Source organism: Streptomyces sp. NPDC045956, from assembly GCF_056430705.1.
This window is the reverse complement of sequence record NZ_JBWKKZ010000006.1, coordinates 280,859-306,865: the sequence shown is the minus strand read 5'-3', so window position 1 is coordinate 306,865 and position 26,007 is coordinate 280,859. Positions and strand designations below refer to the sequence as shown.

The window sequence follows — 26,007 nt, the reverse complement described above, 5'->3', positions numbered from 1 at the left end:
CGTCGGCGTGGGAGTCCCGTGTGGGTTTCCCCGGCGGTCCCGGGATACACGCGGGAAGTGGCCAGTATGGTGGTGCGCGCCGCCGGGCCGCCCGCTCTGAAGGGGTGACGGGCGGCGGAGCCAACCGGGAGAACCTGCCTTGAGTCGTGAAACTGACAGTTCGTCCTCCGGGCCCCACGGGCGCGGCGGAGCCGCATACCCGTCGGGCACCCCGCCCTACGGGACACCCACGGCTCCCGATGCCGGTGCGGACGCGGGCCGTTCGGCCTCGCGGCCGGAGGAGCGCAAGACCGAGACGACGCTGACGACCCGCATCCGGATCAACATCCCCGGATCACGGCCCATCCCGCCGGTCGTCATGCGCAAGCCCGTCGCGGACGCCGAGGGCGACACCGCCGACGCGGAGACGGCCGAGCGGTCCGAGCCGGGCCCCGCCGTCCCCGAGAGCGCCGGCGAGACTCCCGCCGAACCCGCGCAGCACTCCGGCCCGGCCGACGACAAGCCGGCCAGCGACTGGTTCGCGCCGCGCAAGTCCGGCCCGGGCAAGGGCCCGCAGGGTGGAGGCGCGGCCAACGGCGCGGCCCAGCCCGGCGGTTCGACCCCGGCGCCGACCGCTCCCGGGGCCGGTGCTCCCGGCACCGGTGCCGGTGCCGCCGCACGCCCGGGCGGCGGGAGCGGCCGTCCCGGTGGCGTCGTCGGCTCCATGAACGTGCCGGGCGGCTCCCGGTCCGGGTCCACCAACGGCGCCGGGATGTCCGGAGCCACCGGCGGTCCGGTGGCGCCCGGCCACGGCGGCGGCACGGGCTCCTTCGACGTGACGGAGGCCCTGGCGGCGGGCCCGCTGGGCAACGGCAACGGCAACGGCAACGGCAACAGCAACGGCACGGGCACCGGCCCGGGTGCCGACGGCGGACCGCGCCGCGACGACCTGCCGTACTTCTCGGGGAACGGCCAGGGCCACCAGGCCGCCGCGCCCCGCGGCGAGCAGCACGGCCCGAACGGGCAGTCGCCCTACGGCGGTAACCCCGCGGGCCCGACCGGCGGCCCGGTCACCGGCGCCAGCCCGCTGACGCCGCCGCCCCCGGTCGCCGACCTCGGCCTCCCGGGCAGGCCCACGGGCACCGGCGCCCCCCAGGGGCAGACCGGGCCCGCGCCCGACGGAATGCGCGGCTCCGACGGCCTGCGCGGACCGGGCGGCCCCGCAGGACCGGGCGGCCCCGCAGGACCGGCTGGCCCGGGCATGCCCCAGAGCCCCGGTGCCGCCGCTGTCGGCCCCGACGCCACCCGGCGCGCCCCGGGCGGCGGGCTGAGCGACGACACCGCGATCCTCACCCCGCAGAAGCCGGTTCCCCCCGGCTACGGCAACCCGGACAACGTCTCCGGCAACACCGTCACCAGCGGTATCCCCGTCGTGCCGGCCGACCGGAGTACCCCGTTCCAGTCCGCCGCGCCCGCCGACGGACCGCTGTCGCACACCCCGCCGAAGCTCCCCGAGCCGGTCTCCACGCCCCCCGCCGGGGCCAGTAAGCCGGCCAGGAAGAAGGGGCGCGGTAAGCTTCCGCTGCTCGTCGGCGGCCTGGTCGTGATCGCCGGTGTCACCTACGGCGCCGGCCTGCTCATGAACCGCTCCGACGTACCCAAGGGCACCAGCGTGCTCGGCGTCGACATCGGCGGCGGCACCCGCGACGACGCCGTCGAGAAGCTGGACGACGTCCTCTCGGCCCGCGCGAGCAAGCCGCTCAAGCTCACGGTGGGCGGCGAGACCGTCTCCCTGAAGCCGGACCAGGCGGGCCTGCAGATCGACACCCAGGCCACGGCCAGCTCCGCGGCCAAGAGCGACTACAACCCGGTCTCCGTGATCGGCTCGCTCTTCGGACAGCAGCGGGTCGTGGAGCCGGTCATGCCCGTCGACGAGGAGAAGCTGCACGCGGCCCTGGAGGACGCCGCCGGTGGTGCGGGGGCGGCGGCCGAGGGCACGATCAAGTTCGAGTCCGGCAAGGCCGTGCCGGTGTACGGCAAGGCGGGACAGGGCATCGACGTCGACAAGTCGACCGAGGCCGTCGCGGCGGCGTACCGCGCCCAGGTGGAGACGGGCACCGCCACCTCCGTGAACGTGCCGACCACCAGCCGGCAGCCCACGGTCTCCAACGCCGAGGTCGACCGGATGCTGAAGGAGTTCGCCGAACCGGCGATGTCGGGCATCGTCACCGTCGAGGCGGGCGGGGTGGAGGTCAAGTTCAGCCCCCAGAACTCCCTGTGGAAGTTCCTCGCCGTCGAGCCGGTCGACGGCAAGCTGGTCGAGAAGTACGACAAGGCCGCGCTGAAGGAGCTGTACGGCGGCGCGTACGACGGCGTGCTGATCACCCGGGGCAACGGCAAGAAGACCCCCGTGACCCCGGAGGACGTCATCAGCGCCATGCGCCCGGCCCTGAAGAGCAAGACGGACCGCGTCGCGGTCATCGAGACCGACCCGACCTGACGCGACCCGACGGCAGGGGGCGCCCGGCGACCGCCGGGCGCCCCCTGCCGTTGTCGGGAAGGGCGGAAGGCACCGCCGGAGTGTGGGGGCGACCTCAGTTGAGCAGCGCGCGGGCCGCCCGGGCCTCCCCGCGGATCTCCTCCGCGACCGCCTCGTCCACCGCCGCCACCACCTCGGCGTACGCCTCCAGCTCACCGGCCCCCGCCGTGAACTCCCCGCGCTGCACCAGCAACCGGGCCCGCTCGTACCGCAGCCGCGCCGCATGGGCAGGCAGCAGCAGCGCCAGCTCGATCGCCCACAGGCCGACGTCCGACCGCTCCGGCCGGGCCGCCGCCCAGGCCCGGATGTTGTTCAGGATGCGCGCCACCACGTCCAGCGGCGCCGCGGGCTCCAGCATCGAGGCCCGCAGGCCGGCCCCCGTGGCGCCCACCACCAGCGCCTCCGCGTCGTTCCCGCTCAGTACCCGCCCGCCGTCGAAGGGATCGACGAGCACCCGCTCCTCCCGCGACCGGGACGCCGACCCGGACGCCGACCCGGACTCCGGACCGGACGCCGACCCGGACGCCGGACCGGACTCCGGCCCGAACCCGACCACGAAGTGCCCCGGCAGCGCGACCCCGTACACCGGGGCCCCCGCCCGCCGGGCCACCTCCAGCCACACCACGGACAGCATGATCGGCAGCCCGCGCCGGCGCCGCAGCACCTCGTGCAGCAACGACGACTCCAGGCGCTGGTAGTCCGCCGCGACCCCGTGGAACCCGTAGCGCTCGCCGAGCAGGTCCCGCACCGCCACCGCCCAGGCCTCCGGCGAACCCGGCCGGAACGGCAGCTGCCCGGCCAGCCGGTCCAGCTCCACCTGCGCGGCGTCCAGACCCGCCTCGTCCAGCGTCCCGTCCGCCTGCGCGCCCACCAGCAGGCAGAGCGCCGCCAGGTCGGGCCGTTCGGACCGCGCCTCCTCGGCGAACCGCCGCCGCAGGTCGGCGGAGCGTTCCGGTGACGGGGGACGGGGGTGACGCATAGCCGGTTCGTGCCCTTCCACGGAGATCGGTTTACCGGTCCGTCCCGGCATCCGCCGGTTCCCGGTAGTGGTGGTACGCGTGATGCGCGGCGAAGCCCATCCCGGCGTAGAGCGCCCGTGCCCGGGCGTTGTCCGTCTCGACCTGGAGCCAGGCCGCCGACGCGCCCTCGTCGAGCGCCCGCCGGGCCAGCGCGGCCATCACGGCGGTCGCGAGCCCCCGGCGGCGCAGCGCGGGATCGACCTCGACGGCCGCGAAGGAGGCCCACCGCCCGTCCACGACGCACCGCCCGATCGCGGCCGGGGCCTCCCCGTCCGCACCCGGAACCGTCGCGAACCACACCGACGGCCCCCCGCCCAGCACCCGCAGGGCCACCTCGCTCACGCCCTTGCGCCGGTACCGCGCGAGCCACGCCTCGTCCGCCTCCCGGGCCAGGGCCACACCGGCCCCCTCCGCCCGGTCGGCGACCGGTGCCAACGCGCCGGTCCACACCTCCGCCGACACCTCCCGCATCCAGCCCCGCCGCTCCAGCTCGCCGCAGAGCACCTCCTGGGTGCCCGCGGCACCGGTGGCGGTCTGCACGTACGCGGGCAGTCCGCGTGCGGCGTACCAACCGCGTACGGCGGTCAGCGCCGCGTCGAGCGGCAGACCCGGATCACCGAGCGGCAGCACCGAGTTGGCCCGCCGCGTGAACCCGGCGGCGGCCCGCAGCTCCCAGTCGCCGATCCACTCGCTCTCCACCGGCCGCCACGCCCGCGAGGCGGCCCGGGCCAGCTCCGCGTAGGTGGCGGAGGGGCCGCGTCGACGGGCGGGCGCGGACGGCACGACCTTGCCCGCGACCAGCGCGGATTCCGGGACACGCACGCTCTCGCCGCTCTTCCGTGTGATGAGCAGCACACCCTTGTCCCATGATGTGAGAACACCGACCGTATCGGTGAACTTCTCACCCGGCGCACCAGCCTCGCTCAAGCGCCGCACGGAGACTCGTTTGCCCACGTCAGCAGCGGTGATACGGACTTCGAGACGCCCAGCGGCAGAGATTTCCACGGGTCGGTCCACCCCTCCTGTTCGGATCATGCCCAAGAACGGAGATACTAGGGGCGGGCATCGACGACGCCGCGCTCCCGCGCGCCAGGCGGCGGAGCCTGAGGAGGCCCGCCAGCGCCCTATCGAGGAGGAACGACAGCGTGACCTACGTCATCGCGCAGCCTTGTGTCGACGTGAAGGACAAGGCGTGCATCGAGGAGTGCCCGGTCGACTGCATCTACGAGGGCCAGCGGTCCTTGTACATCCACCCGGACGAATGCGTCGACTGTGGTGCCTGTGAGCCGGTCTGCCCGGTCGAGGCGATCTTCTACGAGGACGACACTCCCGAGGAGTGGAAGGACTACTACAAGGCGAACGTCGAGTTCTTCGACGAGCTCGGCTCGCCCGGCGGCGCCAGCAAGCTGGGGCTGATCGAGCGCGACCACAGCTTCATCGCCGCGCTGCCGCCGCAGAACCAGTAGGAGCGGCCCCGCACCGCACCGCCTCGGTCCCGTACGGCTGATCGCCCCTGATCCGTGCCGTGCGGGACCGAGGCGTTTCCGCCGCTCGAGCCGCACCGAGCCGCACCGAGAAAGTGAGCCAGAAACCGTGTCCGCAGTCTCCGACCGCCTCCCCACCTTCCCCTGGGACAGGCTGGAGCCGTACAAGAAGACGGCCGCCGCGCACCCCGACGGCATCGTCGACCTCTCCGTCGGCACCCCGGTCGACCCGGTCCCCGAGCTGATCCAGAAGGCCCTGACCGACGCGGCGGACTCCCCGGGCTACCCGACGGTCTGGGGCACCCCGGCGCTGCGCGACGCGATCACCGGCTGGCTCGGGCGCCGTCTCGGCGCCCGCGACGTCACCCACCGCCACGTGCTGCCCATCGTCGGTTCCAAGGAACTCGTCGCCTGGCTCCCCACCCAGCTGGGCCTCGGCCCCGGCGACAAGGTGGCCTTCCCGCGCCTGGCCTACCCGACCTACGAGGTCGGCGCGCGCCTGGCCCGCGCGGAGTACGAGGCGTACGACGACCCGACCGAGCTGGACCCGGCCGGGCTGCGGCTCCTGTGGCTCAACTCCCCGTCGAACCCGACCGGCAGGGTCCTGTCCCGGGCCGAGCTGACCCGCGTCGTGGCCTGGGCGCGCGAGCACGGCGTCCTCGTCGTCTCCGACGAGTGCTACCTGGAGCTGGGCTGGGAGGCCGACCCGGTCTCCGTCCTGCACCCGGACGTCAACGGCGGCTCCTACGACGGCCTGGTGGCCGTCCACTCGCTCTCCAAGCGCTCGAACCTCGCGGGCTACCGCGCGGCCTTCCTGGCGGGCGACCCGGCGGTCCTCGGCCCGCTCCTGGAGATCCGCAAGCACGGCGGCATGATGACGTCCGCGCCGACCCAGGCGGCCGTGGTGGCGGCGCTCGGCGACGACGAGCACGTCCGCGTCCAGCGCGAGCGCTACGCGGCCCGCCGCACGGCGCTGCGCGAGGCGCTGACCGGTCACGGCTTCCGCATCGAGCACAGCGAGGCCAGCCTCTACCTCTGGGCCACCCGCGAGGAGTCCTGCTGGGAGACGGTGGCCCACCTCGCCGAGCGCGGCATCCTGGCGGCCCCCGGCGACTTCTACGGCCCGGCGGGGGAGAACTTCGTCCGGGTCGCCTTCACGGCGACCGACGAACGCGTCGAGGCGGCGGTGCGACGTCTGACGGCCTGAGCAGGGCGAGGGGGCCCGGGAAACTCCCGGGCCCCCTCGTCGCGCAGGTCGGAGACCGTCAGCCGAGCGGCAGACCCTGCACCGGCAGCGAACCGGCGGCGGGCAGGCCGCCCTTGCCCAGCGCGTCCGTCGGCAGGCCGCCCTGGGTGGCGGTCCCCGCGGTGTCACCGACGATCTCGCCGGCGGAGCCGGCCGCGTCCCCGGCGGCCTTCTGCGCCACGGGCGTGCTCTTCTTGACGACCGAGCCACCGGTCTTGCCCGCGGCCGGCACGGTCTTCTTGACGGCCTTGCCGCCGGTGTCGCCCGCGGTCTGCGTGACGTTCTGGGCCGCGGAGTCGACGGTGTTGCCGACGTTCGCCCCGTCCAGGGCGGTCAGTCCCCCGAGGTTCGGGGCGGCCGGCAGTTCGGGAGCCGCGCTGGCGGAGCCGGCCGCACCGACCCCGGCAGCCGCTCCCGCAGCGACGAGCAGCGCGGCACGGGCGATCCGGCGGGTCAGGGGGAGGGACATGATGCTCCTTCGACGGAAAGTCAACGATGGGTGATCCGACCGTGCCCGGCGAGTGATCCACCGGGCTCGGACGCAGTGACTACCGCTCGAAGGCCGCGAAGGTTGCGGCGGCGCAACGTAAAGAGTTGGTAATGCGTCGCATTATCGGGTGCACAGAAAAACGGGCAAAAGGTGGTCGGCCGGAAAGCCCGTCGCAGCCTCTCCGCCCTTGGATTCCCTGGCCTCCGGCGGGTTCGGGGGCGACGGCGCGGACATCCGCGCACCGGCCGGCCGGGCCTCGGCGCCGGCAACCCCTCGGAGTGACGGCTCGTACGGGCGAGCGCTACCGCGTGGAGGTGATCCGGACCGCGCCCGCGGCCCGCTCCGCGCCCTGGGCGCCGCCCGCGGCCGTCGGATCCCACTTGCTGTCGGTGTTCCCCGCGGTCCACTCCCGGCCCGCGTAGGAGACCCGCTGGATGTGCAGAGCCGAGGCGTTGGCGACCGCCCAGTGTGCCAGCTGCCATCCGCGCCGCCCCGGGTCCGCGTCCGCACCCTCCCCGGTGCCGGTGGCCACGGGGAGTGTCACGGTCCGCCCGTCGGCGCCGCCCGCGGACGCCGGGGGCGCGGGCGTGGCGGCCGGGGCGTCCGCCTTCGCGCCGGCCGGCTGGAGGACGTCCCGCCCGAAGTCCCGTACGAGCGCCTCGCGGACCGCGTCCGGCCCCTTGTCCCGGCTCGTACCGGGACGGCCCTCGCAGGTCAGCGTCGCGGCGGACCGCCCGGTCAGCGCGGCGGCGAGCAGCGTGGCGTCCGGCTCGTGCTTGGCGTACGCATCGGGGAAGCCGCTGCGCTGCACCCGCTGCGCGGCGACGGTCAGCGGCAGGCTCGTGTAGCCGGGCACCTTCACCAGATGGTCGTAGAACCGGCCCGCCGAGTACGCCGGGTCCATGATCTCCCCGGGCGCGCCCCAGCCCTGCGAGGGGCGCTGCTGGAAGAGGCCGAGCGAGTCGCGGTCGCCGTGGTCGATGTTCCGCAGCGACGACTCCTGGAGCGCGGTCGCCAGCGCGATCGTCACGGCACGCTCGGGCAGCTCGCGCGCGGTGCCCACCGCGGTGATCGTCGCCGCGTTGACCGCCTGCTCCGGCGAGAACTCGTAGGTCTTGCCGCCGTCCTCGCCCGAGACGACCCGGCAGCCCGGGGCACCGCCGCCCCCGGCGACGTACTGCACCACGAGGTATCCGGCGACCGCGAGCAGGACCACGAGGGCCGCCCCGGAACGGAGGAGACGGCCATGGCGTTTGCGAGGCGGCGGCGGAAGCACGCGTACAAGGTACTGGAGGGTAGGGAGTGGTGTACCCCGGGTACGGACAGTGCCCGGCCGGGCAGGGGCGTTAGGGTCGGGGCCATGGCCGATACCCCGCTTGACCTCACGCTGGACGCCGCGGAGCTCACCGCGCGGCTCGTCGACTTCCCCTCCGAGAGCGGCACCGAGAAGCCGCTCGCGGACGCGGTCGAGAGCGCCCTGCGCGCCCTGCCGCACCTGTCGGTCGAGCGGTACGGCAACAACGTCGTGGCCCGCACGGACCTGGGCCGGGCGGAGCGCGTGATCCTGGCCGGCCACATCGACACGGTCCCGATCGCGGACAACGTGCCGTCCCGGCTGGACGAGGACGGTGTCCTGTGGGGCTGCGGCACCTGCGACATGAAGGCCGGCGTCGCCGTCCAGCTGCGCATCGCGGCGACCGTCCCCGCCCCCAACCGCGACCTGACCTTCGTCTTCTACGACAACGAGGAGGTCGCCGCCGAGCTGAACGGCCTCAAGCACGTCGCCGAGGCCCACCCCGAGTGGCTGGAGGGCGACTTCGCGGTGCTCCTCGAACCGTCGGACGGCCAGGTGGAGGGCGGCTGCCAGGGCACGCTGCGGGTGCTGCTGAGGACGACGGGGGAGCGGGCGCACTCCGCGCGCTCCTGGATGGGCTCCAACGCGATCCACGCCGCCGCCCCGATCCTCGCGCGCCTGGCGGCCTACGAGCCGCGCCACCCGGTGATCGACGGCCTGGAGTACCGCGAGGGCCTGAACGCGGTCGGCGTCACGGGCGGGGTCGCGGGCAACGTCATCCCCGACGAGTGCGTGGTGACGGTCAACTTCCGCTATGCCCCGGACCGCAGCCCGGAGGAGGCCCTCGCCCACGTGCGCGAGGTCTTCGCGGACTGCGGGGTGGCGGAGTTCGTGGTCGACGACCACAGCGGCGCGGCCCTGCCGGGGCTCTCCCACCCGGCCGCGGCGGCCTTCATCGAGGCGGTGGGCGGCACCCCGCAGCCCAAGTACGGCTGGACGGACGTGTCGCGCTTCTCGGCGCTCGGCGTCCCGGCGGTCAACTACGGCCCGGGCAACCCGCACTTGGCGCACAAGCGGGACGAGCGAGTGGAGACGGCCAAGATCCTCGCGGGGGAGGAGCGCCTGCGGTCCTGGTTGACGGCGTGATCACCCCCGTGGTTTAGCGCGGCGCGTGGCGGACATGCTGAGGTCCCTCGTACGTAACCCGCGTAGATCTACGCTGAGGCGGAAGAACCTGCAACTGGAGGGAGCGCCCATGCCGACCGGCAACCCCGAGGGCAAGAAGCAGCCGCCGGAGGAGCAGCGCCTGGGCCCTGTCCTGCGACGGCGGGGTCAGGTCCAGAAGAGCACCACGGACCAGCGCCTGCTGGACGAGCGTGCCCCGACGGACTGGGTCCACACCGACCCGTGGCGCGTCCTGCGCATCCAGTCCGAGTTCATCGAGGGCTTCGGCACCCTCGCCGAGCTCCCGCCCGCCATCAGCGTCTTCGGTTCCGCCCGCACGCCGGCCGACTCGCCGGAGTACGACGCCGGGGTGCGGCTGGGCCGCGGTCTGGTCGAGGCGGGCTTCGCCGTCATCACCGGCGGCGGGCCCGGCGCCATGGAGGCGGCCAACAAGGGCGCCCTGGAGGCGGAGGGCACGTCGGTCGGGCTCGGCATCGAGCTGCCCTTCGAGCAGGGCCTGAACCCGTACGTCGACATCGGCCTGAACTTCCGCTACTTCTTCGTCCGCAAGATGATGTTCGTGAAGTACGCGCAGGGGTTCGTGGTCCTGCCCGGTGGTCTCGGCACCCTCGACGAACTCTTCGAGGCCCTCACCCTGGTGCAGACCCAGAAGGTCACCCGCTTCCCCATCGTCCTGTTCGGCTCCGAGTACTGGGGCGGCCTCGTCGACTGGCTCCGGGGCACCCTGGTCGCCCAGGGCAAGGCCGCGGAGAAGGACCTCCTCCTCTTCCACGTCACGGACGACGTGGACGAGGCGGTGGCCCTGGTCTCCAAGGAGGCGGGCGTGTAGCGCACGCCGTCGGCGGGCGGGGGAGGCGCCGGGATGCCCGGGCCGCCCCCCGCCCGGGCCGACCCTCCCTAGGCCAGCCCCCGCCGGGCCACCGCGGGGGCCCGGTGCCCGGCGATCGTCGCCACCATGTCCAGCACCTGCCGCGTCTCCGCCACCTCGTGCACCCGGTACACCCGCGCCCCCAGCCACGCCGACACCGCCGTCGTCGCCAGCGTCCCGAGCACCCGCTCCTTCACGGGCCGGTCCAGCGTCTCCCCGACGAAGTCCTTGTTGGACAGGGACACCAGCACCGGCCACCCCGTGTCCACCATCTCGCCGAGCCGCCGCGTCGCCTCCAGGCTGTGCCGCGTGTTCTTCCCGAAGTCGTGCCCCGGATCGATGAGCACCGACTCCCGGGGCACCCCCAGCGCCACCGCCCGCTCGGCCAGCCCCAGCGTCACCTTCAGGATGTCGGCCATGACGTCGTCGTAGGCGACCCGGTGCGGCCGGGTCCGCGGCTCCGCGCCACCCGCGTGCGTGCACACCAGCCCCACCCCGTACCGCGCCGCGACCTCCGCGAGCTTCGGGTCGACGCCGCCCCACGCGTCGTTCAGCAGGTCGGCCCCCACCTCGCACACGGCCTCGCCGACCTCGTGCCGCCAGGTGTCCACGCTGATCACGACGTCCGGGAACCGCCGCCGCACCTCCGCGACGAACCCCACCGTCCGGCGGGCCTCCTCCTCGGCCGACACCTCGTCCCCGGGCCCGGCCTTCACCCCGCCGATGTCGATGATCGCGGCACCGTCGGCCACCGCCCGCTCCACGCGCGCGAGGGCGGGCTCGTCGTGGAAGGTCGCCCCCTGGTCGTAGAAGGAGTCCGGGGTCCGGTTCACGATCGCCATGATCACCGGCTCGTGCGCCGTGAATTCACGCCTGCCCAGCCTCAGCGTCCCCTGCGACATCGTCTCGTCCACACCGTTCTCTCGTCCCGGACCCGGCCCCGGGGACCGGCCTTCGGCCGCCTGCGGCCCCGACTGTCAGACTCGCATGGCACGATCGGACCCGACACAACCGACTCCCACTCCAGTTCCGACTCCGATCCGACCAGCGACGCGTCCCGCCGACCAGCGCGGTGACCGCGTCCCGCCCGACCATGGGGGCCCCAGCGATGGTCATGTTCCTGTTCCTCGTCGTCGCGCTGGCCGTCGTGGTCGCCGCGGTGACGCTCGCCGTGGTGAGCGGCGGCGACAGCGGGCCGCTGCCCGACGCCGCCCCCGAGCGGCTGCGGGACTCCCTGCCCCCCGACCGCCCGGTCGGCCGGGCCGACGTGGAGCGGCTGCGCTTCCCGCTCGTCGCCCGCGGATACCGCATGGCGGACGTCGACGACGCCCTCGGCCGCCTCGGCGCCGAGCTGGCCGAGCGCGACGCCCGCATCGCCGACCTGGAGTCCGCACTGGCCGGCGCCCGGGCCGCCGTCACGCACCAACACGTCTCCATGGAGAAGCCGGCCCGGGAGGAGCAGCAGTGAGCGCCGGGGAGGCCGTGGCGGGCCCGGACGGCGCGCCGCGCTGCCCCTGGGCCCTGTCCACCGCGGACTACGTGACCTACCACGACGAGGAGTGGGGCCGGCCCGTCCACGGCGACGACGCCCTGTTCGAACGCCTCAGCCTGGAGGCCTTCCAGTCCGGCCTCTCCTGGATCACCATCCTGCGCCGCCGGCCCGGCTTCCGCAGCGCCTTCGCCGGCTTCGCGATCGCCGAGGTGGCCGCCTTCACCGACGAGGACCGCGCACGCCTGCTCGCCGACGCGGGCATCATCCGCAACCGCGCCAAGATCGACGCGACCCTCGCCAACGCGCGCGAGCTGGCCCGGTGGGCCCCCGGCGAGCTGGACGAGCTGATCTGGTCGCACGCCCCCGACCCGGCCACGCGCCCGGTCCCGAAGACCCTCGCCGACGTCCCCGCCGTCACACCGGAGTCGACGGCCCTGTCCAAGGCGCTGAAGAAGAGGGGCCTGCGTTTCGTCGGCCCGACGACGGCGTACGCGCTGATGCAGGCGTGCGGACTGGTCGACGACCACCTGGCGGCGTGCGTGGCGCGGCGGGCCTGAGCCGTCCGGCCGGCCCGCCGCCCCGGGCTCAGCGCCCCAGGTACTTCGGCTTCTCCTTGTTCACGAAGGCGCGCACCGCGATCGCGTGGTCCTCGGAGGAGCCGGCCCGCGACTGAAGCTCGTCCTCCTTCTCCAGCGTCTCGGAGAGCGAGTGCGTCAGCCCGTACGCCATGGCCTCCTTGAGCGCCGCGTACGCCACCGTCGGGCCCTCGGCCAGCGCACGAGCCGTCCGCTCGGCCTCGGCGCGCAGGTCGGCGGCGGGGACGACCCGGTTGGCGATGCCCAGCTCGTACGCCTCCCGGGCGCCGATGCTGCGCGGGAAGAGCAGCAGGTCGGCGGCGCGCCCGGGACCGACGACGCGCGGCAGCGTCCAGGAGATGCCCGAGTCGGCGGTGAGCGCGACGCCCGCGAAGGACGTGTTGAAGGCCGCCGTGTCCGCCACGATCCGGTAGTCGGCCGCCAGCGCGAAACCGAAGCCCGCCCCGGCCGCCACGCCGTTCACGGCGGCGACCACCGGCTTCTCGGCCTCCGTAAGCGCCCGCACGATCGGGTTGTAGTGCTCACGCACCGTGCTCATCGTCTCGCCGGACCCCGTCTCCCGGTCGGCGGCCAGCAGCCCGATGTGCTCCTTGAGGTCCTGGCCGACGCAGAAGGCCCGGTCGCCGGCGGCGGTCAGCAGCACCGCCCGCACGGCGTCGTCCGCAGCCGCGGAGCGCACCGCGTCCCGGAGCGCGACCTTGGTCTCGATGTTCAGCGCGTTCATCGCCCCGGGGCGGTTCAGCGTGATCGTCGCGAGCCCGTCGCTCACCTCGTAGAGCACGGTGTCGGCCATGGGTTTCCCCTCCGCGTCGTGGTCGGTCGTCGTCGACCGTGTGGGTCCGGGAGACAGCATGACGGAGATCACCGGCGCCGGACCGCTCCTGAGATGTGAGCTGCGTCAAAGGAATCCGGTCCGTTTTCCCTCGGTGGAGGGGCGCGGGGGCGCGCAGTATCGCAGTCACATCGCCGAATTGAGTGGTTTTGCTCGCGCGCGTTGCCCAAGCGATGCCGACCGATGTTGGTCATCGGGTCCTGGGATGCGGGATAATGGCTGGGAAGCAATGTGTTCGATGCCGGTGTCGCGTGTCCGGGCCGGACTGCGCGTGCCCTCACGGGCCGTCGGCGGTGACGGTGAGCTGGTATCAGGAAGGGGAACGAGCATGGCGGCCATGAAGCCGCGGACGGGCGATGGCCCGCTCGAGGTGACCAAGGAGGGGCGGGGCATCGTCATGCGCGTTCCGCTCGAAGGCGGCGGTCGACTCGTCGTCGAGCTGACCCCCGACGAGGCCGACGCACTCGGCGACGCCCTCAAGAAGGTCGTCGGCTGACGCGCGAGCGACCATACCCGTTCGATCGCCCCGGTACCGCACATGGTGCCGGGGCGATCGTCCTGCCGGGCCTCCCCGCTTCCCCCGAGGGGCGCCGGGCCGGCCTCCCGGGGTGCTCGCGGGGCGGTGGTTCACCGTTTGGCGGCACACAGCAGCCCGTCGCCCACCGGAAGCAGTGACGGCACCAGTTCCTGACTCTCCCGGACCGCGCGCAGCAGCTCCCGCAGCCGCAGCACCTCGGTGGGCTGCGGACCGGAGTCGATGGTCCGGCCCGCGCCGAAGACGCCCTCGAAGGCGACGAGGCCGCCGGGGCGCAGCAGACGCAACGATTCGGCGAGGTAGTCCAGGTACTCCAGACGGTCGCCGTCGCAGAAGACGAGGTCGTAACCGGAGTCCGCGAGCCGGGGGAGGACGTCCAGGGCGCGGCCCGGGATGAAGCGGGCCCGGTTGCTGGCGAACCCCGCGGCGCGGAAGGCCTGGCGGGCGAACTGCTGGTGCTCCGGCTCCGGGTCGACGGTGGTCAGTACGCCGTCCGGCCGCATTCCCTGCAGCAGATGGATTCCGGAGACCCCGCAGCCGGTGCCGATCTCCGCGACCGCCTTGGCGTCCACGGCGGCGGCGAGCAGTCCCAGCGCGGAGCCCGTACCCGGGGTCACCGAGCGCAGGCCCGCCTCGCGGGCCCGGTCGCGTGCCCAGAGCAGCGCGTCGTCCTCGGCGACATAGGCGTCGGCGAACGCCCAGCTCGTCTGCCGGTTGCCGGTAATGACCCTCTCCTGTCCCCGTCGTTGCCTCGGCGTGACTGTATCCGTTGGCGTCGGGAACCCGCAGATGGGACCGGTCGTTTGAAGGGGAGGACGAGACGACGTCCGAAGACGGACGAGAGGCCGGACGGCGACGGGGGGCGGCGAAGTGGGCCATGGTGCCGAGCAAGTGCTGACGCAGCCGTACGAGCCGTGTCAGCCCAGATCAAATTCTCGTAAAACCGCTTATCCGGAGCTAACGGGCGAGGTGGCTATGGTAGGGGCTCCACTGGACACCACCAGAGCCGACAGGGGAGGTGCGGCCGTTCCCGCGGATCGGGGCGGAGTGCTGCGGCGCTTCCTCGGATCGGCAGGCAGGCCGAAATCCGTGAACGACACCGCTGCTGACCACAGCCACGCAGGCCGTCCCGCCACGGGACACACCCAGACCGCGACCTTCTCCAGCGACGCGGACGGGCAGGCGTGGACTCCGCCCACCTGGGAGGAGATCGTCAGCACCCACAGCGGCCGGGTCTACCGCCTCGCCTACCGCCTCACGGGCAACCAGCACGACGCCGAGGACCTCACCCAGGAGGTCTTCGTCCGCGTCTTCCGGTCGCTGTCGACCTACACGCCGGGCACCTTCGAGGGCTGGCTGCACCGCATCACCACCAATCTCTTCCTGGACATGGTCCGCCGCAAGCAGCGCATCCGCTTCGACGCGCTCGGCGACGACGCGGCCGAGCGGCTGCCCAGCAGGGAGCCCAACCCGCAGCAGGTCTTCCACGACGCACACTTCGACGCGGACGTCCAGCAGGCCCTCGACACCCTCGCGCCCGAGTTCCGCGCGGCCGTCGTCCTGTGCGACATCGAAGGGCTGTCGTACGAGGAGATCGCCGCGACCCTCGGCGTCAAGCTCGGCACGGTCCGCTCCCGGATCCACCGGGGCCGGTCCCAGCTGCGCAAGGCGCTCGCGCACCGCGCTCCCCGGACACGCGCCGAGCGCCGTTCGTTCGCGGCCCGTGTCCCGGCACTGGGAGGAGGGGGCACGAGCGCGTGAGTGGGTCACGGCCTGAATCCGAGGGGCACCTCGCAGAGCAGCATCTGGGAGACCGACTCTCCGCCCTGGTGGACGGAGAGCTCGGTCATGACACGCGTGAGCGTGTGCTGGCGCACGTGGCGACCTGCCCGAAGTGCAAGGCCGAGGTCGACGCGCAGCGCCGTCTGAAGAACGTCTTCGCCGAGGCGGCCCCGCCGGCCCCGTCCGAGAGCTTCCTGGCCCGCCTCCAGGGTCTGCCCGGAGGAGCCGACACGGACGGCGGCGGAGTGTCGCCGGGCGATGGGTTCGGCACGGGTTTCGGGGGCTTCGACGGGGTCTTCGGGACCCGTCGGGAGGAGCGCTTCGAGTTCGGCTACGCCCCCGCGCGGACGCACTCCTCCGTGCTGACGCCCTCCGCGCCGGGCCGCGGCTTCCGTATCCACGACGTGAGCCGGCAGGAGTCGGAGCGGTCGTCCTCGCGCGGCCTGCGGTTCGCGTGCGCGGCCGCCGGAGCGGTGTCGCTGGCCGCGATCGCGCTGGGCGGTGTCACCGTGGGCACGCCGGACACCTCCATGGAGGCACGCGGCTCCGGCACTGGCAGCAATGTGACGCCCGCGCGCACCGCCGGTGCCGGAGTCCTCACGAGCCACGAGAGCCAGCGCCGTCGTGCGGGAGGTCCGCTGGTCGGGCAGGTCCAGGGGCAGCGGACGCTCGGCGACACCCCTGTCGCTCCGACCGCGGTGTCGGCGCCGCTGCTGCCCGGGCTGCCGGCCCCCGCGGGGGCCGACCCGCGGCAGCACGCGCCGCGCACCCCGAACGCCGCGGAGGCGGCCGGGACGGAGACCGCCGGGGCCGCGGCCAGGTCGCCGTTGATACGTCCGCTCGAGGCCGTTCCGCCCCTCGCGCTCACCGCGTGGTCGATGATCTCCGAGGCCCGGCCCCCCGCCCTGCTCGCCGCACCCGTCCCCGACCCGGTGCCGCCGCCCTACCCGGCGGCAGCACCCGGCGCCTCCCACCGTCCGGCTCACTGACCGGGCTCTGCGCGCCGGCCCGGGAACCTGATTGAATCCGGGGTGGCGCCAGAGCCCTTGGGGCCGACGATCTGCGGCCGGCTGCGGGGGAGAACATGAACGAGGGGAAGCCCACGAAGGCGAAGTGGTGGTCGCGTCCCCGATCGGCGGACGTGCCCGACGGTGACTTCGAACTGGAACGCCCCCGTGCGGCCGACACCGGTGACGACGGGGCCGGCGGGGGCGACTTCGAGCTGGAGCGTCCGGCCCCGCGCCCCGCGTCCGGCGCGGGGGACTACGAGCTGGAGCGCCCGGCGCCCGGATCGGTCGAGGACGCGGTGACGGACCCGGCGACGGTCCCTGACCCACGCGCGGGCTCGACCGCCACCGAGGGGCACGTGGACGCGGCCGACGCCCCGCACGCGGAGGCGGCCGCGGACGCCCGTCCTCACCCGGTCGTGCCGGCCCGGCCCGGCCCGGACGGCGACGCCGCCACCGACGCACCCGCCACCGACGCACCCGTCGCGGACGCGCCTGTGGCCGATGTGCCTGTCGCCGACGTGCCTGTCGTCCCGGGGCCCGGCTCCGACGAACCTGCTGCCGACGTGCCCGTCACGCCCGGGCTCGTCGCCGAAGCGCCCACCGCCCCGCCCCTCACCGAGCGGCCGAAGCCGCTGCACGAGCCCGACCCGTACAGCACCCCGCCGTACGGCGAACCGGGCCCCTGGGCCCCGGCTCCGCCCGTGCAGCACCCGGCGGCGGGGCCGGCTGCCCTGGCCGAGGGACAGCCCGCAGCGGCAGTCCCCGACCCGAGGGCGGCGGGCGTCCCGGAGCCGGCTCAGGCCGCACCCGGCACGGCGGCGCCGGCACCCGGCGCACCCGGCGCACCCGGCACGGCTGCCGGGCCCGCCGCGCCCGCCGGTGCCGCGCCGCCCGCGGGTGCCGTCCCCGACCCGGTCTTGGCGGACGCCCCACCGCCGGCCCCTCCGGTGGCTGCCGCCGCGCCGTCCGCTGCGGCGCCGGTGCCCGGGCAGGCGACGTACGACGCCCCGGCGGCCGACACCCCGGGCGCCGACCCCTGGCGGCGCTACGACCCCTGGGCCGCCTCGGCCGCCACCGCGCCCTGGCAGCAGAGCGGTGCGGCCGTGCCGACGCGGGACCAGCGACGCGGGCGGGCCAGGAAGGCACTCATCGGCGCGGCACTCCTGATCGCCCTCGTCTCCGGCGGCATCGGCGGCGGTGTGGGCGCCTACCTGGAGCGCAACGGCGGTGTCGGGACCGTGGAGCTGCCCCAGGCCGGCAAGGAGGCTGCCGAGCGGGCGCCGGACAGCGTCGCGGGGATCGCCGCCCGGGCCCTGCCCAGTGTGGTGACCCTGCACGTGAGCGGCGGCGACGCGGCCGGCACCGGCACCGGGTTCGTGCTCGACGACCGCGGTCACATCCTGACCAACAACCACGTCGTGCAGCCGGCCGGGTCGGGCGGCGGGATCACCGTCACCTTCAACAGCGGTGACACCGCCGAGGCCACGGTCGTCGGCCGCGACAGCGGCTACGACCTCGCCGTGGTGAAGGTGAAGGGCGTCCGCGGCCTCACCCCCATGCCCCTCGGCAACTCCGACAACGTGACGGTCGGCGACCCCGTCGTCGCCATCGGCGCCCCCTTCGACCTGGCCGGCACGGTCACCTCCGGGATCATCAGCGCCAAGGAGCGGCCCATCACGGCGGGCGGCGAGGAGGGCGACGGCAGCGACGTGTCGTACGTCGACGCCCTGCAGACCGACGCGCCGATCAACCCCGGCAACTCCGGCGGCCCGCTCCTGGACGCCCGGGGCCGGGTGGTCGGCATCAACTCCGCCATCCGCTCCGCGGGCAGCGGAGGCGCGGAGCCGGACGGCGGCCAGGCCGGTTCCATAGGGCTGGGCTTCGCCATCCCCATCAACCAGGGCAAGCGCGTCGCCGAAGAGCTGATCAACACCGGCAAGGCCACCCACCCGGTCATCGGCATCACCCTCGACATGGCCTACGCGGGCGACGGCGCCCGCGTAGGCACCCGCGGCAGCGGCGGCGGGCCCGCGGTCACCGCGGGCGGCCCCGGCGCCGAGGCCGGCATCGAGGCGGGGGACGTGATCACCGCGGTCGACGGCCAGCGCGTGCACTCCGGCGAGGAACTCATCGTCAAGACCCGCGCCCACCGCCCCGGCGACCGCCTCGAACTGACGCTGGAGCGCGACGGCGAGGAGACGAAGGTCTCACTGGTCCTGGGCTCCTCCGGCGGCGACTGAACCGGCGCACAGGTCCGACAAGGGACCAGGAAGGCAAACAATTCGGAAAGCGCCCGCGTACAGGCGCTCGGGGCCCGCGGGACGGTACCGGTCGGACGGGATCGGCGGGTACCGTGGGGGCGGCCCGGACATCCCAAGGAGCTTCAGGTGTTCAATGACATAGGCGCACTCGAGCTGGTGACACTCGTCGTCCTCGCCGTGCTCGTGTTCGGCCCGGACAAGCTCCCCAAGGTCATCCAGGACGTCACGCGGACCATCCGCAAGATCCGGGAGTTCTCGGACAGCGCCAAGCAGGACATCCGCCAGGAGCTGGGCCCCGAGTTCAAGGACTTCGAGTTCGAGGACCTCAACCCCAAGACGTTCCTCCGCAAGCAGCTGGACAACGACGACCTGGGGCTCAAGGAGATCCGCAACGGCTTCGACCTGAAGAAGGAGATGGCCGAGGTCACCGACGCGGTCCACGGCCGCGAGCCGGAGTCGTCGTCCTCTTCCGGTGCCGCGTCCGCGCCCGGCACCACCGGCGGTCGCGTCGACATGTCGAAGAAGCCCGAGCCTCCCGTCGACCGCCCGCCCTTCGACGCGGACGCCACCTGACCTCACCCGGCGGGCCGCCGCCCGCCCCGGGGCCCCGCCCCGGCGCCCCGTGTGACGCGTATCACGCCTCGTACGCCGCGCGCGGGGGCTGAACACGACGCCCGCGCGACCCACGCGCCGGGCGCTTTCCCGGCTGTCGCCCCTGGGGTGGCTATGCTGCCCGAGTTGTTGTGCGGACCGGACGAGTGCGCCCGAAGGGGGGCGGGCCGTTCCGTTCCGACGAGAGCGAGGAGGCGTCCGGGCACATGGAGACGACGAGTCAGGCGGTCGCGCAGACGCCGGGCACGGAGGATGGACAAGAGGTCCCCTCCGCCCGGCGGACGATCGACGGCTATCTGCGTGCGCCCTTCCCGTGGTACGGCCTCGACGAGGCCTTCACGGGTCGGCGCTGGCTGATGCAGGTCGGCGCGGCGGCCGACGGAACGGTGGAGCACGGCTCGATCGGGCACGGCGACGAACCGTCGGTGCGCAACGAGCACGTGTCCGGTGACGACCAGGACGCCAAGGAGAAGTTCGCGGTCGTCGTGACCGTCGCGGCCAACCCCGACCGGCGCAGCGCCGACGGCACGGGCCTGCTGGAGGCCACCTCGGTCTCCTCCGCGGCCTGGCTCGCCGGCGTGGGGCTGCTCTCCTTCACCTGGCCCGGCCAGATGGACCACTCGCTGCGGGACGACTGGCTGGAGCAGCAGACGGAGACCGCGTGGGTCCTCGCCGACGACCTCGAGGGGACCGACTGGACGTCGCTGTCCCTCCCCGTGGACGGCGTACCGACGCCCTTCCACTACCGGGAGTCCGAGTTCGGCTGGGTGCTGGCCGGTTCCACCGAGCAGGGCGTCCACCTGGGGGCGTACGGGCGGGGGATGAGCGCGTACGGGCTCGCCTTCTCCGTGGTCAAGGACGTGGCCGAGTACGCCTGACGGCACCACGGCATCGGGGGCGCCGTCCGGTCGGACGACCCCCCCGATGCCGTGGTAGAACGGCGCGGAACAGTCAGAACTTGTTCTTCGGGGTGATCCCCAGCGACAGCCCCGACAGACCCCGCTGCCGGCCGCCGAGCTTCCCCGCGATCGCGCGCAGGGCCGCGCCCGCCGGGGAGTCCGGGTCGGACAGGACGACGGGCTTGCCCTCGTCGCCGCCCTCGCGCAGGCGGACGTCGATCGGGATGGAGCCGAGGACCGGGACCGAGGCGCCGGTCGTGCGGGTCAGGCCGTCGGCGACCGCCTGACCGCCCCCGGTACCGAAGACGTCGACCATCTCGCCGCAGTGCGGGCAGGGCAGGCCGGACATGTTCTCGACCACGCCGACGATCTTCTGGTGGGTCTGGACGGCGATGGCGCCCGCCCGCTCGGCCACCTCGGCCGCGGCCTGCTGAGGGGTCGTCACGACCAGGATCTCCGCGTTGGGCACGAGCTGCGCCACCGAGATCGCGATGTCGCCGGTGCCCGGCGGCAGGTCGAGCAGCAGGACGTCCAGGTCGCCCCAGTACACGTCCGCCAGGAACTGCTGGAGCGCGCGGTGCAGCATGGGGCCGCGCCAGACCACCGGCGCGTTGCCCGGCGTGAACATGCCGATCGAGATGACCTTCACGCCGTTGGCCGAAGGCGGCATGATCATGTTCTCGACCTGGGTGGGCCGCCCGTCGGCGCCCAGCATCCGCGGCACGGAGTGGCCGTAGATGTCGGCGTCGACGACACCGACCTTCAGGCCGTCCGCCGCCATCGACGCGGCGAGGTTCACCGTCACCGAGGACTTGCCGACGCCGCCCTTGCCGGAGGCGACCGCGTAGACCCGGGTGAGGCTGCCGGGCTTGGCGAAGGGCACCTCGCGCTCGGTCTGGCCGCCGCGCAGGGCGGTGGCCAGCTCCTTGCGCTGCTCGTCGCTCATCACGTCCAGCTCGACGTCGACGCGCGTGACGCCCTCGACCCGCGACACCGCCTCCGTCACGCGCTGCGTGATGGTGTCCCTCATGGGGCAGCCGGAGACCGTCAGGTACACGGCGACCGCGACCGCTCCGTCCGCACCGATCTCCACCGACTTGACCATCCCGAGCTCGGTGATGGGCCGGTTGATCTCGGGGTCGTTCACCGTCGCCAGTGCTTCGCGCACCGCGTCTTCCGTAGCCATAGGACGATGGTACGGCGCCGCCCACGGGGCACGGAAAGCCCCGTCAACGGTCGTGTACGTCACGCCCCGCGGACCGTTCCGCCGGGAATACCCCGCGGTCGGGGTGGTGGCCGTTCTGCCGTTCCTCCAGGTCCCTGAGGACGTCCTGCAGCTCGGAGCGGATCCAGTCCCTCGTCGCGACCTCGCCGAGACCGATCCGGAGGGCGGCGATCTCCCGCGTCAGGTACTCCGTGTCGGCGATCGAGCGCTCGTTCTGCTTGCGGTCCTGCTCGAGATTGACCCGGTCCCGGTCGTCCTGCCGGTTCTGCGCGAGCAGGATCAGAGGCGCCGCATAGGAAGCCTGTAGCGAGAGCATCAGCGTCAGGAAGATGAACGGGTACTCGTCGAAGCGCAGCCCGCTCGGCGCGGACACGTTCCACACCACCCAGCAGATGATGACGACCGTCATCCAGACGATGAACCGCCCGGTGCCCAGGAAGCGCGCCACGCGTTCCGACAGCCGGCCGAAGGATTCCGGGTCCCACTCGGGCAGCAGCCTGCGGCGCGGCGGACGCGGCTGGTCCAGCCGGGTCCGGCCGCGGGAGGCCGCCGTGGCCCCCGACGCCGCCCGCTCCCGGGGCCCGCTCTCACGCTCAGGCACCATCGGCGCCCACCTCCCCCGCCGCGTCCTCCAGGTGGTACTCGGTCTCCCGCCAGTCGTCGGGCAGCATGTGGTCCAGTACGTCGTCCACGGTCACCGCGCCCAGCAGCGACCCGGAGTCGTCCACGACCGGCGCCGCGACCATGTCGTACGCGGCGAAGAACCCGGCGACCACGGGCAGCGCGGCGTCCGGCTCCAGGGGTTGCAGGTCGGCGTCGAGGATCGAACCGACCAGGGTGTACGGGGGGTCGCGCAGCAGGCGTTGGAAGTGGACCGTGCCCAGGTACTTGCCGGTCGGGGTCTCCTCGGGCGGCCTGCACACGTAGACCTGGGCGGCGTGCGCCGGGGACAGGTCGGGGTTGCGGATGCGGGCCAGGGCGTCCGCGACGGTCGCGTCGGGCCGCAGCACGATCGGCTCGGTCGTCATCAGACCGCCGGCCGTGTGCTCCTCGTACGCCATCAGGCGCCTCATGTCGGCCGCGTCGTCGGGCTCCATCAGGCTCAGCAGCCGCTCCTTGTCGGCCTCGGGCAGTTCACCGAGCAGGTCGGCCGCGTCGTCGGGGTCCATCGCCTCCAGGACGTCCGCGGCGCGCTCCTCCTTGAGCTTGCCGAGGATCTCGATCTGGTCGTCCTCCGGCAGCTCCTCCAGCACGTCGGCCAGGCGGTCGTCGTCGAGGGCGGCGGCGACCTCGGCGCGGCGCTTGGCCGACAGGTGGTGCAGCACGTTGGCGAGGTCGGCGGGGCGGAGCTGCTCGAAGGTGGCGAGGAGGTTCTCGGCGCCCTGTCCCTGCTCCTCCACGGAGAAGCCGGTGACGCCGGACCACTCGACGGTCAGCGTCTCGCCCTTGTTGCGCCGGAAGGCGCTGCCCTTCTTCCCCTTGCGGACGAAGACCTTGTCGATCTCCCAGTCCCGGCGGGCGGGCAGTTGCTGCACCGACAGGTCGAGGACGGTGACCTCCTCGGCGGTGTCCGTGAGGGTGACCCGCCGGTCGAGCAGCTCGCCGAAGACGAGGCGCTCGGTGGGCCGCTGCTCGAAGCGCCGCACGTTGAGGACCCCGGTGGTGATGACCTGGCCGGACTCGATGCCGGTGACCCGGGTCATGGGCAGGAAGATGCGGCGGCGGGTGGTGAGTTCGACGACCAGCCCGAGCAGCCGCGGGGGTTTGCGGCCGACGCGGAGCATGACGACCAGATCGCGGACGCGTCCCACCTGGTCACCGGCCGGGTCGAAGACGGCGATGCCGGAGAGGTGGGAGACGAAGATCCGGGGGGCGCCCGCTGCCATGGCCGCGGCTCCTTTTCGTAAGCGTGCGTCAGAGTGCGTGAGAGCTGATTCGTACGGTGTCTCTTCCCGAATTGCCCGCTCGGACGGGCTTCAGGCTAGCCCGTCCCGAACGGCTCCGCCCTGGTGGGCGGTCCGGACGGACTGGCTCCGTCCGCCGTCCGCGGCCCCGGTACGCTGCGGTACGCCGCCCGGCCGCCGGCCGGCTCCGTGCCGGCCCCTGTCAGAAAGGCAGTCCCACCTGTGTCTGTGACTCCCCGGCGCCGCATCCGCAGAGTCGCTCTGATGGGCGCGGTGTGCGCCCTGGTGGTGACGGGCGGAGGGCTGACGGGATGCAGTAGTGACGAGGACCCCGACGCGGGCACCAACGGCGTGGGCAAGCTCTCGGCCGACAAGATCCACGCCAGGACCCGCACGGTCGCCGGGACCGCCCGGGCGGTGCACCTGCACGGCTCCGTGGAGGCCGGCGGGAACACGTACCGCCTCGACATGCGGCTGAAGCCCGAGGGCGGGACCGGGTCGGTCGCCGCCGAGGGGACGACGTTCGGGCTGCTGCGCGTCGGCGAGCAGCTCTTCCTGAAGGCCGACGCCGGTTTCTGGAGCCACGACGGCGGCGACGCCAAGGCCGCCGAGAAGCTGGCCGGCAAGTACGTGAAGGTGCCGGAGAGCGACCCGGTGTTCAAGAAGTTCAGCGGCTTCACGGACAAGGACGTCCTCCTCGGCGGTCTGCTGACCCTGCACGGCACGGTGGAGACGGACGGGCGCCACGAGCAGGCGGGCGTGCGCACCGTCCGGATCACCGGGGACGAGGGCGCCGGCGGCACCCTGGACGTCTCCCTGGAGGGCACGCCGTACCCGCTGCGCCTGGTGCGGGCGGGGAGCGCGGGCACGATCAGCTTCTCGGAGTGGAACCAGGACTTCGCGCTCCAGGAGCCGGGCAAGGACGACACCCTGGACTACGGCGGCCAGCTGCCGACCTCGTAGCGAACGCCGGCACGCGTCCCGGGCGGCTCTGACGCCTCTGGCAGCGCTGACGCTTCTGGCAGCGCTGACGCTTCTTGCGGCGCTAACGCTTCTTGCGACGCTTGAGCAGCAGCCGCGGCAGCCCCGCCGGCACCGGCTGCCGCGTCGTGGCGGAACTGGGCAGCGGTGCCTCGGCCAGGGAACCGTCCGGCAGAGGCGCCGTCGCCCCCGTCGGCTCCAGGCGCAGCACCCGGCACTCGCGGGCCCAGCGGCCGGTCATCGCCTCGCCGTCCGGGGCGTTCAGGCGCTTGCCCTTGAGGTCGGCGACGGCCGCCTGCCACGCCTCCGTCCCGGACTCCAGCTCCACGACCCGGGCCGCCCAGGAGACCAGCCGGCCGCCCTTGTCCTTGCTGCGCACCGTCACCTCGGCCGCGACGCCGTCGGCCAGTCCCGGCAGCGGCTGCTCACCGAGGCCGTCGCCGACGACCAGGGCGGCGCCCTCGTGCCAGACGTGCCACAGCGCGCGGGCGGGCGCCCCGGCCCCCTTGACCCAGATGAGGCCGGACTTCTTCGTGGCCTCCTCGACGAGGGCCTGGTCGAGCAGCTCGCTTGTCATGCGGTCAGCCTATCCAGGAGCACTCCGGCGGGCTCAGAGCCAGCCGTTGCGCTTGAGCGTGCGGTGGATGCCCAGGCAGAGGCCGACCGTGATGGACAGGACCAGTGGGTAGCCGAACTTCCAGTGGGTCTCCGGCATGTAGTCGAAGTTCATGCCGTACACCCCGCACACCATCGTCGGTACGGCGATGATCGCTGCCCACGAGGTGATCTTGCGCATGTCCTCGTTCTGCGCGACGGACGCCTGGGCGAGGTTGGCCTGGAGGATCGAGTTGAGCAGCTCGTCGAAGCCGACGACCTGTTCCTGCACCCGCGCCACGTGGTCGGCGACGTCCCGGAAGTACTTCTGGATCTCCGGGTCGATCAGCCGCATCGGCCGCTCGCTGAGCAGCTGCATGGGGCGCAGCAGCGGCGCCACCGCCCGCTTGAACTCCAGCACCTCGCGCTTGAGTTGGTAGATCCGTCCGGCGTCGGTGCCGCGCGGCGTGCCCTTGCGGCCCGGCGAGAAGACCTCCGTCTCGACCTCGTCGATGTCGTCCTGCACCGCGTCGGCGACCGCGATGTACCCGTCGACGACGTGGTCGGCGATGGCGTGCAGCACCGCCGAGGGGCCCTTGAGCAGCAACTCCGGGTCGTCCTGGAGGCGGTGGCGCAGGGCACGCAGCGAACCCTGGCCGCCGTGCCGGACGGTGATGAAGAAGTCCCGTCCGGTGAAGCACATGACCTCGCCGGACTCGACGACCTCGCTGTTGGCGGTGAGTTCGTCGTGGTCGACGTAGTGGATGGTCTTGAAGACCGTGAACAGGGAGTCGTCGTAGCGCTCCAGCTTGGGCCGCTGGTGGGCCTGGACGGCGTCCTCCACGGCCAGCGGGTGGAGGCCGAACTCCCGGGCGATGCCCGCGAATTCGTCCTCGGTGGGCTCGTGCAGTCCGATCCACACGAACCCGCCGTCGCGGCGCACCTGACGCATCGCCTGGTGCGGGCCCAGCGGCGTGTCCGTCTCGACGCGCGCGCCGTCGCGGTAGACGGCGCAGTCGACGACGGCGGTGGCGGTCGCCGGGTCGCGGGTGGTGTCGTAGACGCCGCCGCTGTCCTTGCGCAGGGAGACTCGGGACGGGCGGACCGCGGCGCGCAGGTCACGGATCATCGACATGGCGGGCTCCTTCGCTACGGGCAGCGAACGGCGCCGGGACGGGTG

General features: G+C 73.5%; 26 protein-coding genes. 14 read left to right on the top strand and 12 right to left on the bottom strand.

Going from position 1 to position 26,007, the window contains the following annotated elements; translation table 11 throughout:
• Nucleotides 1-139 precede the first annotated feature (139 nt).
• On the top strand, nucleotides 140-2,479 hold the full coding sequence (locus AC07FV_RS18400; RefSeq protein WP_479088395.1) for a hypothetical protein: 2,340 nt from the start codon (nucleotides 140-142) through the stop codon (nucleotides 2,477-2,479).
• A 94-nt stretch (nucleotides 2,480-2,573) separates the two neighbouring features.
• Here the strand turns inward: AC07FV_RS18400 and AC07FV_RS18395 are convergent, their stop codons facing one another.
• Nucleotides 2,574-3,497 carry a transglutaminase-like domain-containing protein gene (locus AC07FV_RS18395; RefSeq protein WP_479088394.1) on the bottom strand — a complete coding sequence of 308 codons (924 nt, stop codon included), beginning with the start codon at nucleotides 3,495-3,497 and terminating at the stop codon, nucleotides 2,574-2,576.
• A 31-nt stretch (nucleotides 3,498-3,528) separates the two neighbouring features.
• Nucleotides 3,529-4,542 carry a GNAT family N-acetyltransferase gene (locus AC07FV_RS18390; protein ID WP_479088392.1) on the bottom strand — a complete coding sequence of 338 codons (1,014 nt, stop codon included), beginning with the start codon at nucleotides 4,540-4,542 and terminating at the stop codon, nucleotides 3,529-3,531.
• A gap of 140 nt (nucleotides 4,543-4,682) precedes the next feature.
• Between AC07FV_RS18390 and fdxA the strand changes: the two genes are divergently transcribed.
• Together fdxA and AC07FV_RS18380 are read left to right on the top strand one after the other, a co-directional pair.
• Nucleotides 4,683-5,003: a ferredoxin gene (gene fdxA, locus AC07FV_RS18385; RefSeq protein WP_006603298.1), complete on the top strand. Its 321-nt coding sequence runs from the start codon at nucleotides 4,683-4,685 to the stop codon at nucleotides 5,001-5,003.
• 127 nt (nucleotides 5,004-5,130) lie between these two features.
• Nucleotides 5,131-6,228 (top strand): bifunctional succinyldiaminopimelate transaminase/glutamate-prephenate aminotransferase, encoded by a 1,098-nt coding sequence (locus tag AC07FV_RS18380; protein ID WP_479088391.1) that lies wholly within the window; start codon nucleotides 5,131-5,133, stop codon nucleotides 6,226-6,228.
• Between the two features lie 58 nt (nucleotides 6,229-6,286).
• Here AC07FV_RS18380 and AC07FV_RS18375 read toward each other — a convergent pair whose 3' ends face one another.
• Nucleotides 6,287-6,736, bottom strand: coding sequence for an ATP-binding protein (locus AC07FV_RS18375; protein ID WP_479088390.1), 450 nt, complete (start codon nucleotides 6,734-6,736; stop codon nucleotides 6,287-6,289).
• A gap of 322 nt (nucleotides 6,737-7,058) precedes the next feature.
• Nucleotides 7,059-8,033, bottom strand: a complete 975-nt coding sequence (locus AC07FV_RS18370) for a heavy metal transporter (protein WP_479088388.1) — start codon at nucleotides 8,031-8,033, stop codon at nucleotides 7,059-7,061.
• A gap of 84 nt (nucleotides 8,034-8,117) precedes the next feature.
• Between AC07FV_RS18370 and dapE the strand changes: the two genes are divergently transcribed.
• Nucleotides 8,118-9,197 (top strand): succinyl-diaminopimelate desuccinylase, encoded by a 1,080-nt coding sequence (gene dapE, locus AC07FV_RS18365; protein WP_479088386.1) that lies wholly within the window; start codon nucleotides 8,118-8,120, stop codon nucleotides 9,195-9,197.
• A 109-nt stretch (nucleotides 9,198-9,306) separates the two neighbouring features.
• Nucleotides 9,307-10,065 (top strand): LOG family protein, encoded by a 759-nt coding sequence (locus AC07FV_RS18360; RefSeq protein ID WP_479088385.1) that lies wholly within the window; start codon nucleotides 9,307-9,309, stop codon nucleotides 10,063-10,065.
• A 68-nt stretch (nucleotides 10,066-10,133) separates the two neighbouring features.
• Here AC07FV_RS18360 and folP read toward each other — a convergent pair whose 3' ends face one another.
• Nucleotides 10,134-11,006 carry a dihydropteroate synthase gene (gene folP / locus AC07FV_RS18355; RefSeq protein ID WP_384694193.1) on the bottom strand — a complete coding sequence of 291 codons (873 nt, stop codon included), beginning with the start codon at nucleotides 11,004-11,006 and terminating at the stop codon, nucleotides 10,134-10,136.
• Nucleotides 11,007-11,212: 206 nt separating this feature from the next.
• Here folP and AC07FV_RS18350 point away from each other — a divergent pair, with 206 nt between their 5' ends.
• Together AC07FV_RS18350 and AC07FV_RS18345 are read left to right on the top strand one after the other, a co-directional pair.
• Complete coding sequence (locus AC07FV_RS18350; RefSeq protein WP_479088610.1) at nucleotides 11,213-11,572, top strand: DivIVA domain-containing protein; 360 nt, start codon at nucleotides 11,213-11,215, stop codon at nucleotides 11,570-11,572.
• The gene (locus tag AC07FV_RS18345; protein WP_383644956.1) at nucleotides 11,569-12,153 is read left to right on the top strand and encodes a DNA-3-methyladenine glycosylase I; all 585 of its coding nucleotides are present in this window, start codon (nucleotides 11,569-11,571) and stop codon (nucleotides 12,151-12,153) included. Before AC07FV_RS18350 ends, AC07FV_RS18345 begins: the two co-directional genes overlap by 4 nt.
• A gap of 28 nt (nucleotides 12,154-12,181) precedes the next feature.
• Here the strand turns inward: AC07FV_RS18345 and chcB are convergent, their stop codons facing one another.
• A complete protein-coding gene (gene chcB / locus AC07FV_RS18340) occupies nucleotides 12,182-12,985 on the bottom strand; it encodes a 2-cyclohexenylcarbonyl CoA isomerase (protein ID WP_383644959.1) in 804 nt (267 codons plus the stop codon).
• Between the two features lie 367 nt (nucleotides 12,986-13,352).
• Between chcB and AC07FV_RS18335 the strand changes: the two genes are divergently transcribed.
• Nucleotides 13,353-13,520 (top strand): DUF3117 domain-containing protein, encoded by a 168-nt coding sequence (locus tag AC07FV_RS18335; protein WP_003966491.1) that lies wholly within the window; start codon nucleotides 13,353-13,355, stop codon nucleotides 13,518-13,520.
• A gap of 131 nt (nucleotides 13,521-13,651) precedes the next feature.
• Here AC07FV_RS18335 and AC07FV_RS18330 read toward each other — a convergent pair whose 3' ends face one another.
• Nucleotides 13,652-14,350, bottom strand: a complete 699-nt coding sequence (locus AC07FV_RS18330) for an O-methyltransferase (protein ID WP_384694198.1) — start codon at nucleotides 14,348-14,350, stop codon at nucleotides 13,652-13,654.
• 298 nt (nucleotides 14,351-14,648) lie between these two features.
• Between AC07FV_RS18330 and sigE the strand changes: the two genes are divergently transcribed.
• The 5 genes from sigE to AC07FV_RS18305 all read left to right on the top strand — a co-directional run bounded on the left by sigE (nucleotide 14,649) and on the right by AC07FV_RS18305 (nucleotide 20,102).
• Nucleotides 14,649-15,320: an RNA polymerase sigma factor SigE gene (gene sigE / locus AC07FV_RS18325; protein WP_479088382.1), complete on the top strand. Its 672-nt coding sequence runs from the start codon at nucleotides 14,649-14,651 to the stop codon at nucleotides 15,318-15,320.
• A 68-nt stretch (nucleotides 15,321-15,388) separates the two neighbouring features.
• A complete protein-coding gene (locus tag AC07FV_RS18320) occupies nucleotides 15,389-16,330 on the top strand; it encodes an anti-sigma factor family protein (RefSeq protein WP_479088380.1) in 942 nt (313 codons plus the stop codon).
• Nucleotides 16,331-16,425: 95 nt separating this feature from the next.
• Entirely contained in the window at nucleotides 16,426-18,591 is a 2,166-nt protein-coding gene (locus AC07FV_RS18315) for a S1C family serine protease (RefSeq protein ID WP_479088378.1), read from the top strand.
• Between the two features lie 147 nt (nucleotides 18,592-18,738).
• Nucleotides 18,739-19,185, top strand: a complete 447-nt coding sequence (locus AC07FV_RS18310; RefSeq protein ID WP_479088377.1) for a sec-independent translocase — start codon at nucleotides 18,739-18,741, stop codon at nucleotides 19,183-19,185.
• 245 nt (nucleotides 19,186-19,430) lie between these two features.
• Nucleotides 19,431-20,102 carry a hypothetical protein gene (locus AC07FV_RS18305; protein ID WP_479088375.1) on the top strand — a complete coding sequence of 224 codons (672 nt, stop codon included), beginning with the start codon at nucleotides 19,431-19,433 and terminating at the stop codon, nucleotides 20,100-20,102.
• Between the two features lie 73 nt (nucleotides 20,103-20,175).
• On the opposite strand, the gene AC07FV_RS18300 is transcribed toward AC07FV_RS18305, so the two are convergent.
• From AC07FV_RS18300 to AC07FV_RS18290, 3 genes are read right to left on the bottom strand one after another with little or no spacing between them, the layout of a single operon-like run.
• Nucleotides 20,176-21,309, bottom strand: a complete 1,134-nt coding sequence (locus tag AC07FV_RS18300; RefSeq protein ID WP_383644969.1) for an Mrp/NBP35 family ATP-binding protein — start codon at nucleotides 21,307-21,309, stop codon at nucleotides 20,176-20,178.
• A gap of 43 nt (nucleotides 21,310-21,352) precedes the next feature.
• Nucleotides 21,353-21,952 carry a DUF1003 domain-containing protein gene (locus tag AC07FV_RS18295; RefSeq protein ID WP_479088372.1) on the bottom strand — a complete coding sequence of 200 codons (600 nt, stop codon included), beginning with the start codon at nucleotides 21,950-21,952 and terminating at the stop codon, nucleotides 21,353-21,355.
• Nucleotides 21,942-23,234 carry a magnesium transporter MgtE N-terminal domain-containing protein gene (locus tag AC07FV_RS18290; protein WP_479088370.1) on the bottom strand — a complete coding sequence of 431 codons (1,293 nt, stop codon included), beginning with the start codon at nucleotides 23,232-23,234 and terminating at the stop codon, nucleotides 21,942-21,944. Before AC07FV_RS18290 ends, AC07FV_RS18295 begins: the two co-directional genes overlap by 11 nt.
• Nucleotides 23,235-23,516: 282 nt before the next feature.
• Here AC07FV_RS18290 and AC07FV_RS18285 point away from each other — a divergent pair, with 282 nt between their 5' ends.
• Nucleotides 23,517-24,215 (top strand): hypothetical protein, encoded by a 699-nt coding sequence (locus AC07FV_RS18285; RefSeq protein WP_479088368.1) that lies wholly within the window; start codon nucleotides 23,517-23,519, stop codon nucleotides 24,213-24,215.
• 82 nt (nucleotides 24,216-24,297) lie between these two features.
• Here the strand turns inward: AC07FV_RS18285 and AC07FV_RS18280 are convergent, their stop codons facing one another.
• A complete protein-coding gene (locus AC07FV_RS18280; protein ID WP_479088366.1) occupies nucleotides 24,298-24,810 on the bottom strand; it encodes a hypothetical protein in 513 nt (170 codons plus the stop codon).
• A gap of 33 nt (nucleotides 24,811-24,843) precedes the next feature.
• The gene (locus AC07FV_RS18275; protein WP_356604308.1) at nucleotides 24,844-25,962 is read right to left on the bottom strand and encodes a magnesium and cobalt transport protein CorA; all 1,119 of its coding nucleotides are present in this window, start codon (nucleotides 25,960-25,962) and stop codon (nucleotides 24,844-24,846) included.
• Between the last annotated feature and the right edge of the window lie 45 nt (nucleotides 25,963-26,007).

What these genes read in the sequence shown, in the direction of transcription:
- AC07FV_RS18290 (WP_479088370.1), bottom strand. Translation starts at nt 23,234, where the DNA reads ATGGCAGCGGGCGCCCCCCGGATCTTCGTCTCCCACCTCTCCGGCATC.
- AC07FV_RS18305 (WP_479088375.1), top strand. Translation starts at nt 19,431, where the DNA reads ATGGAGACGACGAGTCAGGCGGTCGCGCAGACGCCGGGCACGGAGGAT.
- chcB (WP_383644959.1), bottom strand. Translation starts at nt 12,985, where the DNA reads ATGGCCGACACCGTGCTCTACGAGGTGAGCGACGGGCTCGCGACGATC.
- AC07FV_RS18335 (WP_003966491.1), top strand. Translation starts at nt 13,353, where the DNA reads ATGGCGGCCATGAAGCCGCGGACGGGCGATGGCCCGCTCGAGGTGACC.
- AC07FV_RS18315 (WP_479088378.1), top strand. Translation starts at nt 16,426, where the DNA reads ATGAACGAGGGGAAGCCCACGAAGGCGAAGTGGTGGTCGCGTCCCCGA.
- AC07FV_RS18295 (WP_479088372.1), bottom strand. Translation starts at nt 21,952, where the DNA reads ATGGTGCCTGAGCGTGAGAGCGGGCCCCGGGAGCGGGCGGCGTCGGGG.
- AC07FV_RS18280 (WP_479088366.1), bottom strand. Translation starts at nt 24,810, where the DNA reads ATGACAAGCGAGCTGCTCGACCAGGCCCTCGTCGAGGAGGCCACGAAG.
- AC07FV_RS18350 (WP_479088610.1), top strand. Translation starts at nt 11,213, where the DNA reads ATGGTCATGTTCCTGTTCCTCGTCGTCGCGCTGGCCGTCGTGGTCGCC.
- AC07FV_RS18285 (WP_479088368.1), top strand. Translation starts at nt 23,517, where the DNA reads ATGGGCGCGGTGTGCGCCCTGGTGGTGACGGGCGGAGGGCTGACGGGA.
- AC07FV_RS18375 (WP_479088390.1), bottom strand. Translation starts at nt 6,736, where the DNA reads ATGTCCCTCCCCCTGACCCGCCGGATCGCCCGTGCCGCGCTGCTCGTC.
- folP (WP_384694193.1), bottom strand. Translation starts at nt 11,006, where the DNA reads ATGTCGCAGGGGACGCTGAGGCTGGGCAGGCGTGAATTCACGGCGCAC.
- dapE (WP_479088386.1), top strand. Translation starts at nt 8,118, where the DNA reads ATGGCCGATACCCCGCTTGACCTCACGCTGGACGCCGCGGAGCTCACC.
- AC07FV_RS18360 (WP_479088385.1), top strand. Translation starts at nt 9,307, where the DNA reads ATGCCGACCGGCAACCCCGAGGGCAAGAAGCAGCCGCCGGAGGAGCAG.
- AC07FV_RS18300 (WP_383644969.1), bottom strand. Translation starts at nt 21,309, where the DNA reads ATGGCTACGGAAGACGCGGTGCGCGAAGCACTGGCGACGGTGAACGAC.
- AC07FV_RS18395 (WP_479088394.1), bottom strand. Translation starts at nt 3,497, where the DNA reads ATGCGTCACCCCCGTCCCCCGTCACCGGAACGCTCCGCCGACCTGCGG.
- AC07FV_RS18275 (WP_356604308.1), bottom strand. Translation starts at nt 25,962, where the DNA reads ATGTCGATGATCCGTGACCTGCGCGCCGCGGTCCGCCCGTCCCGAGTC.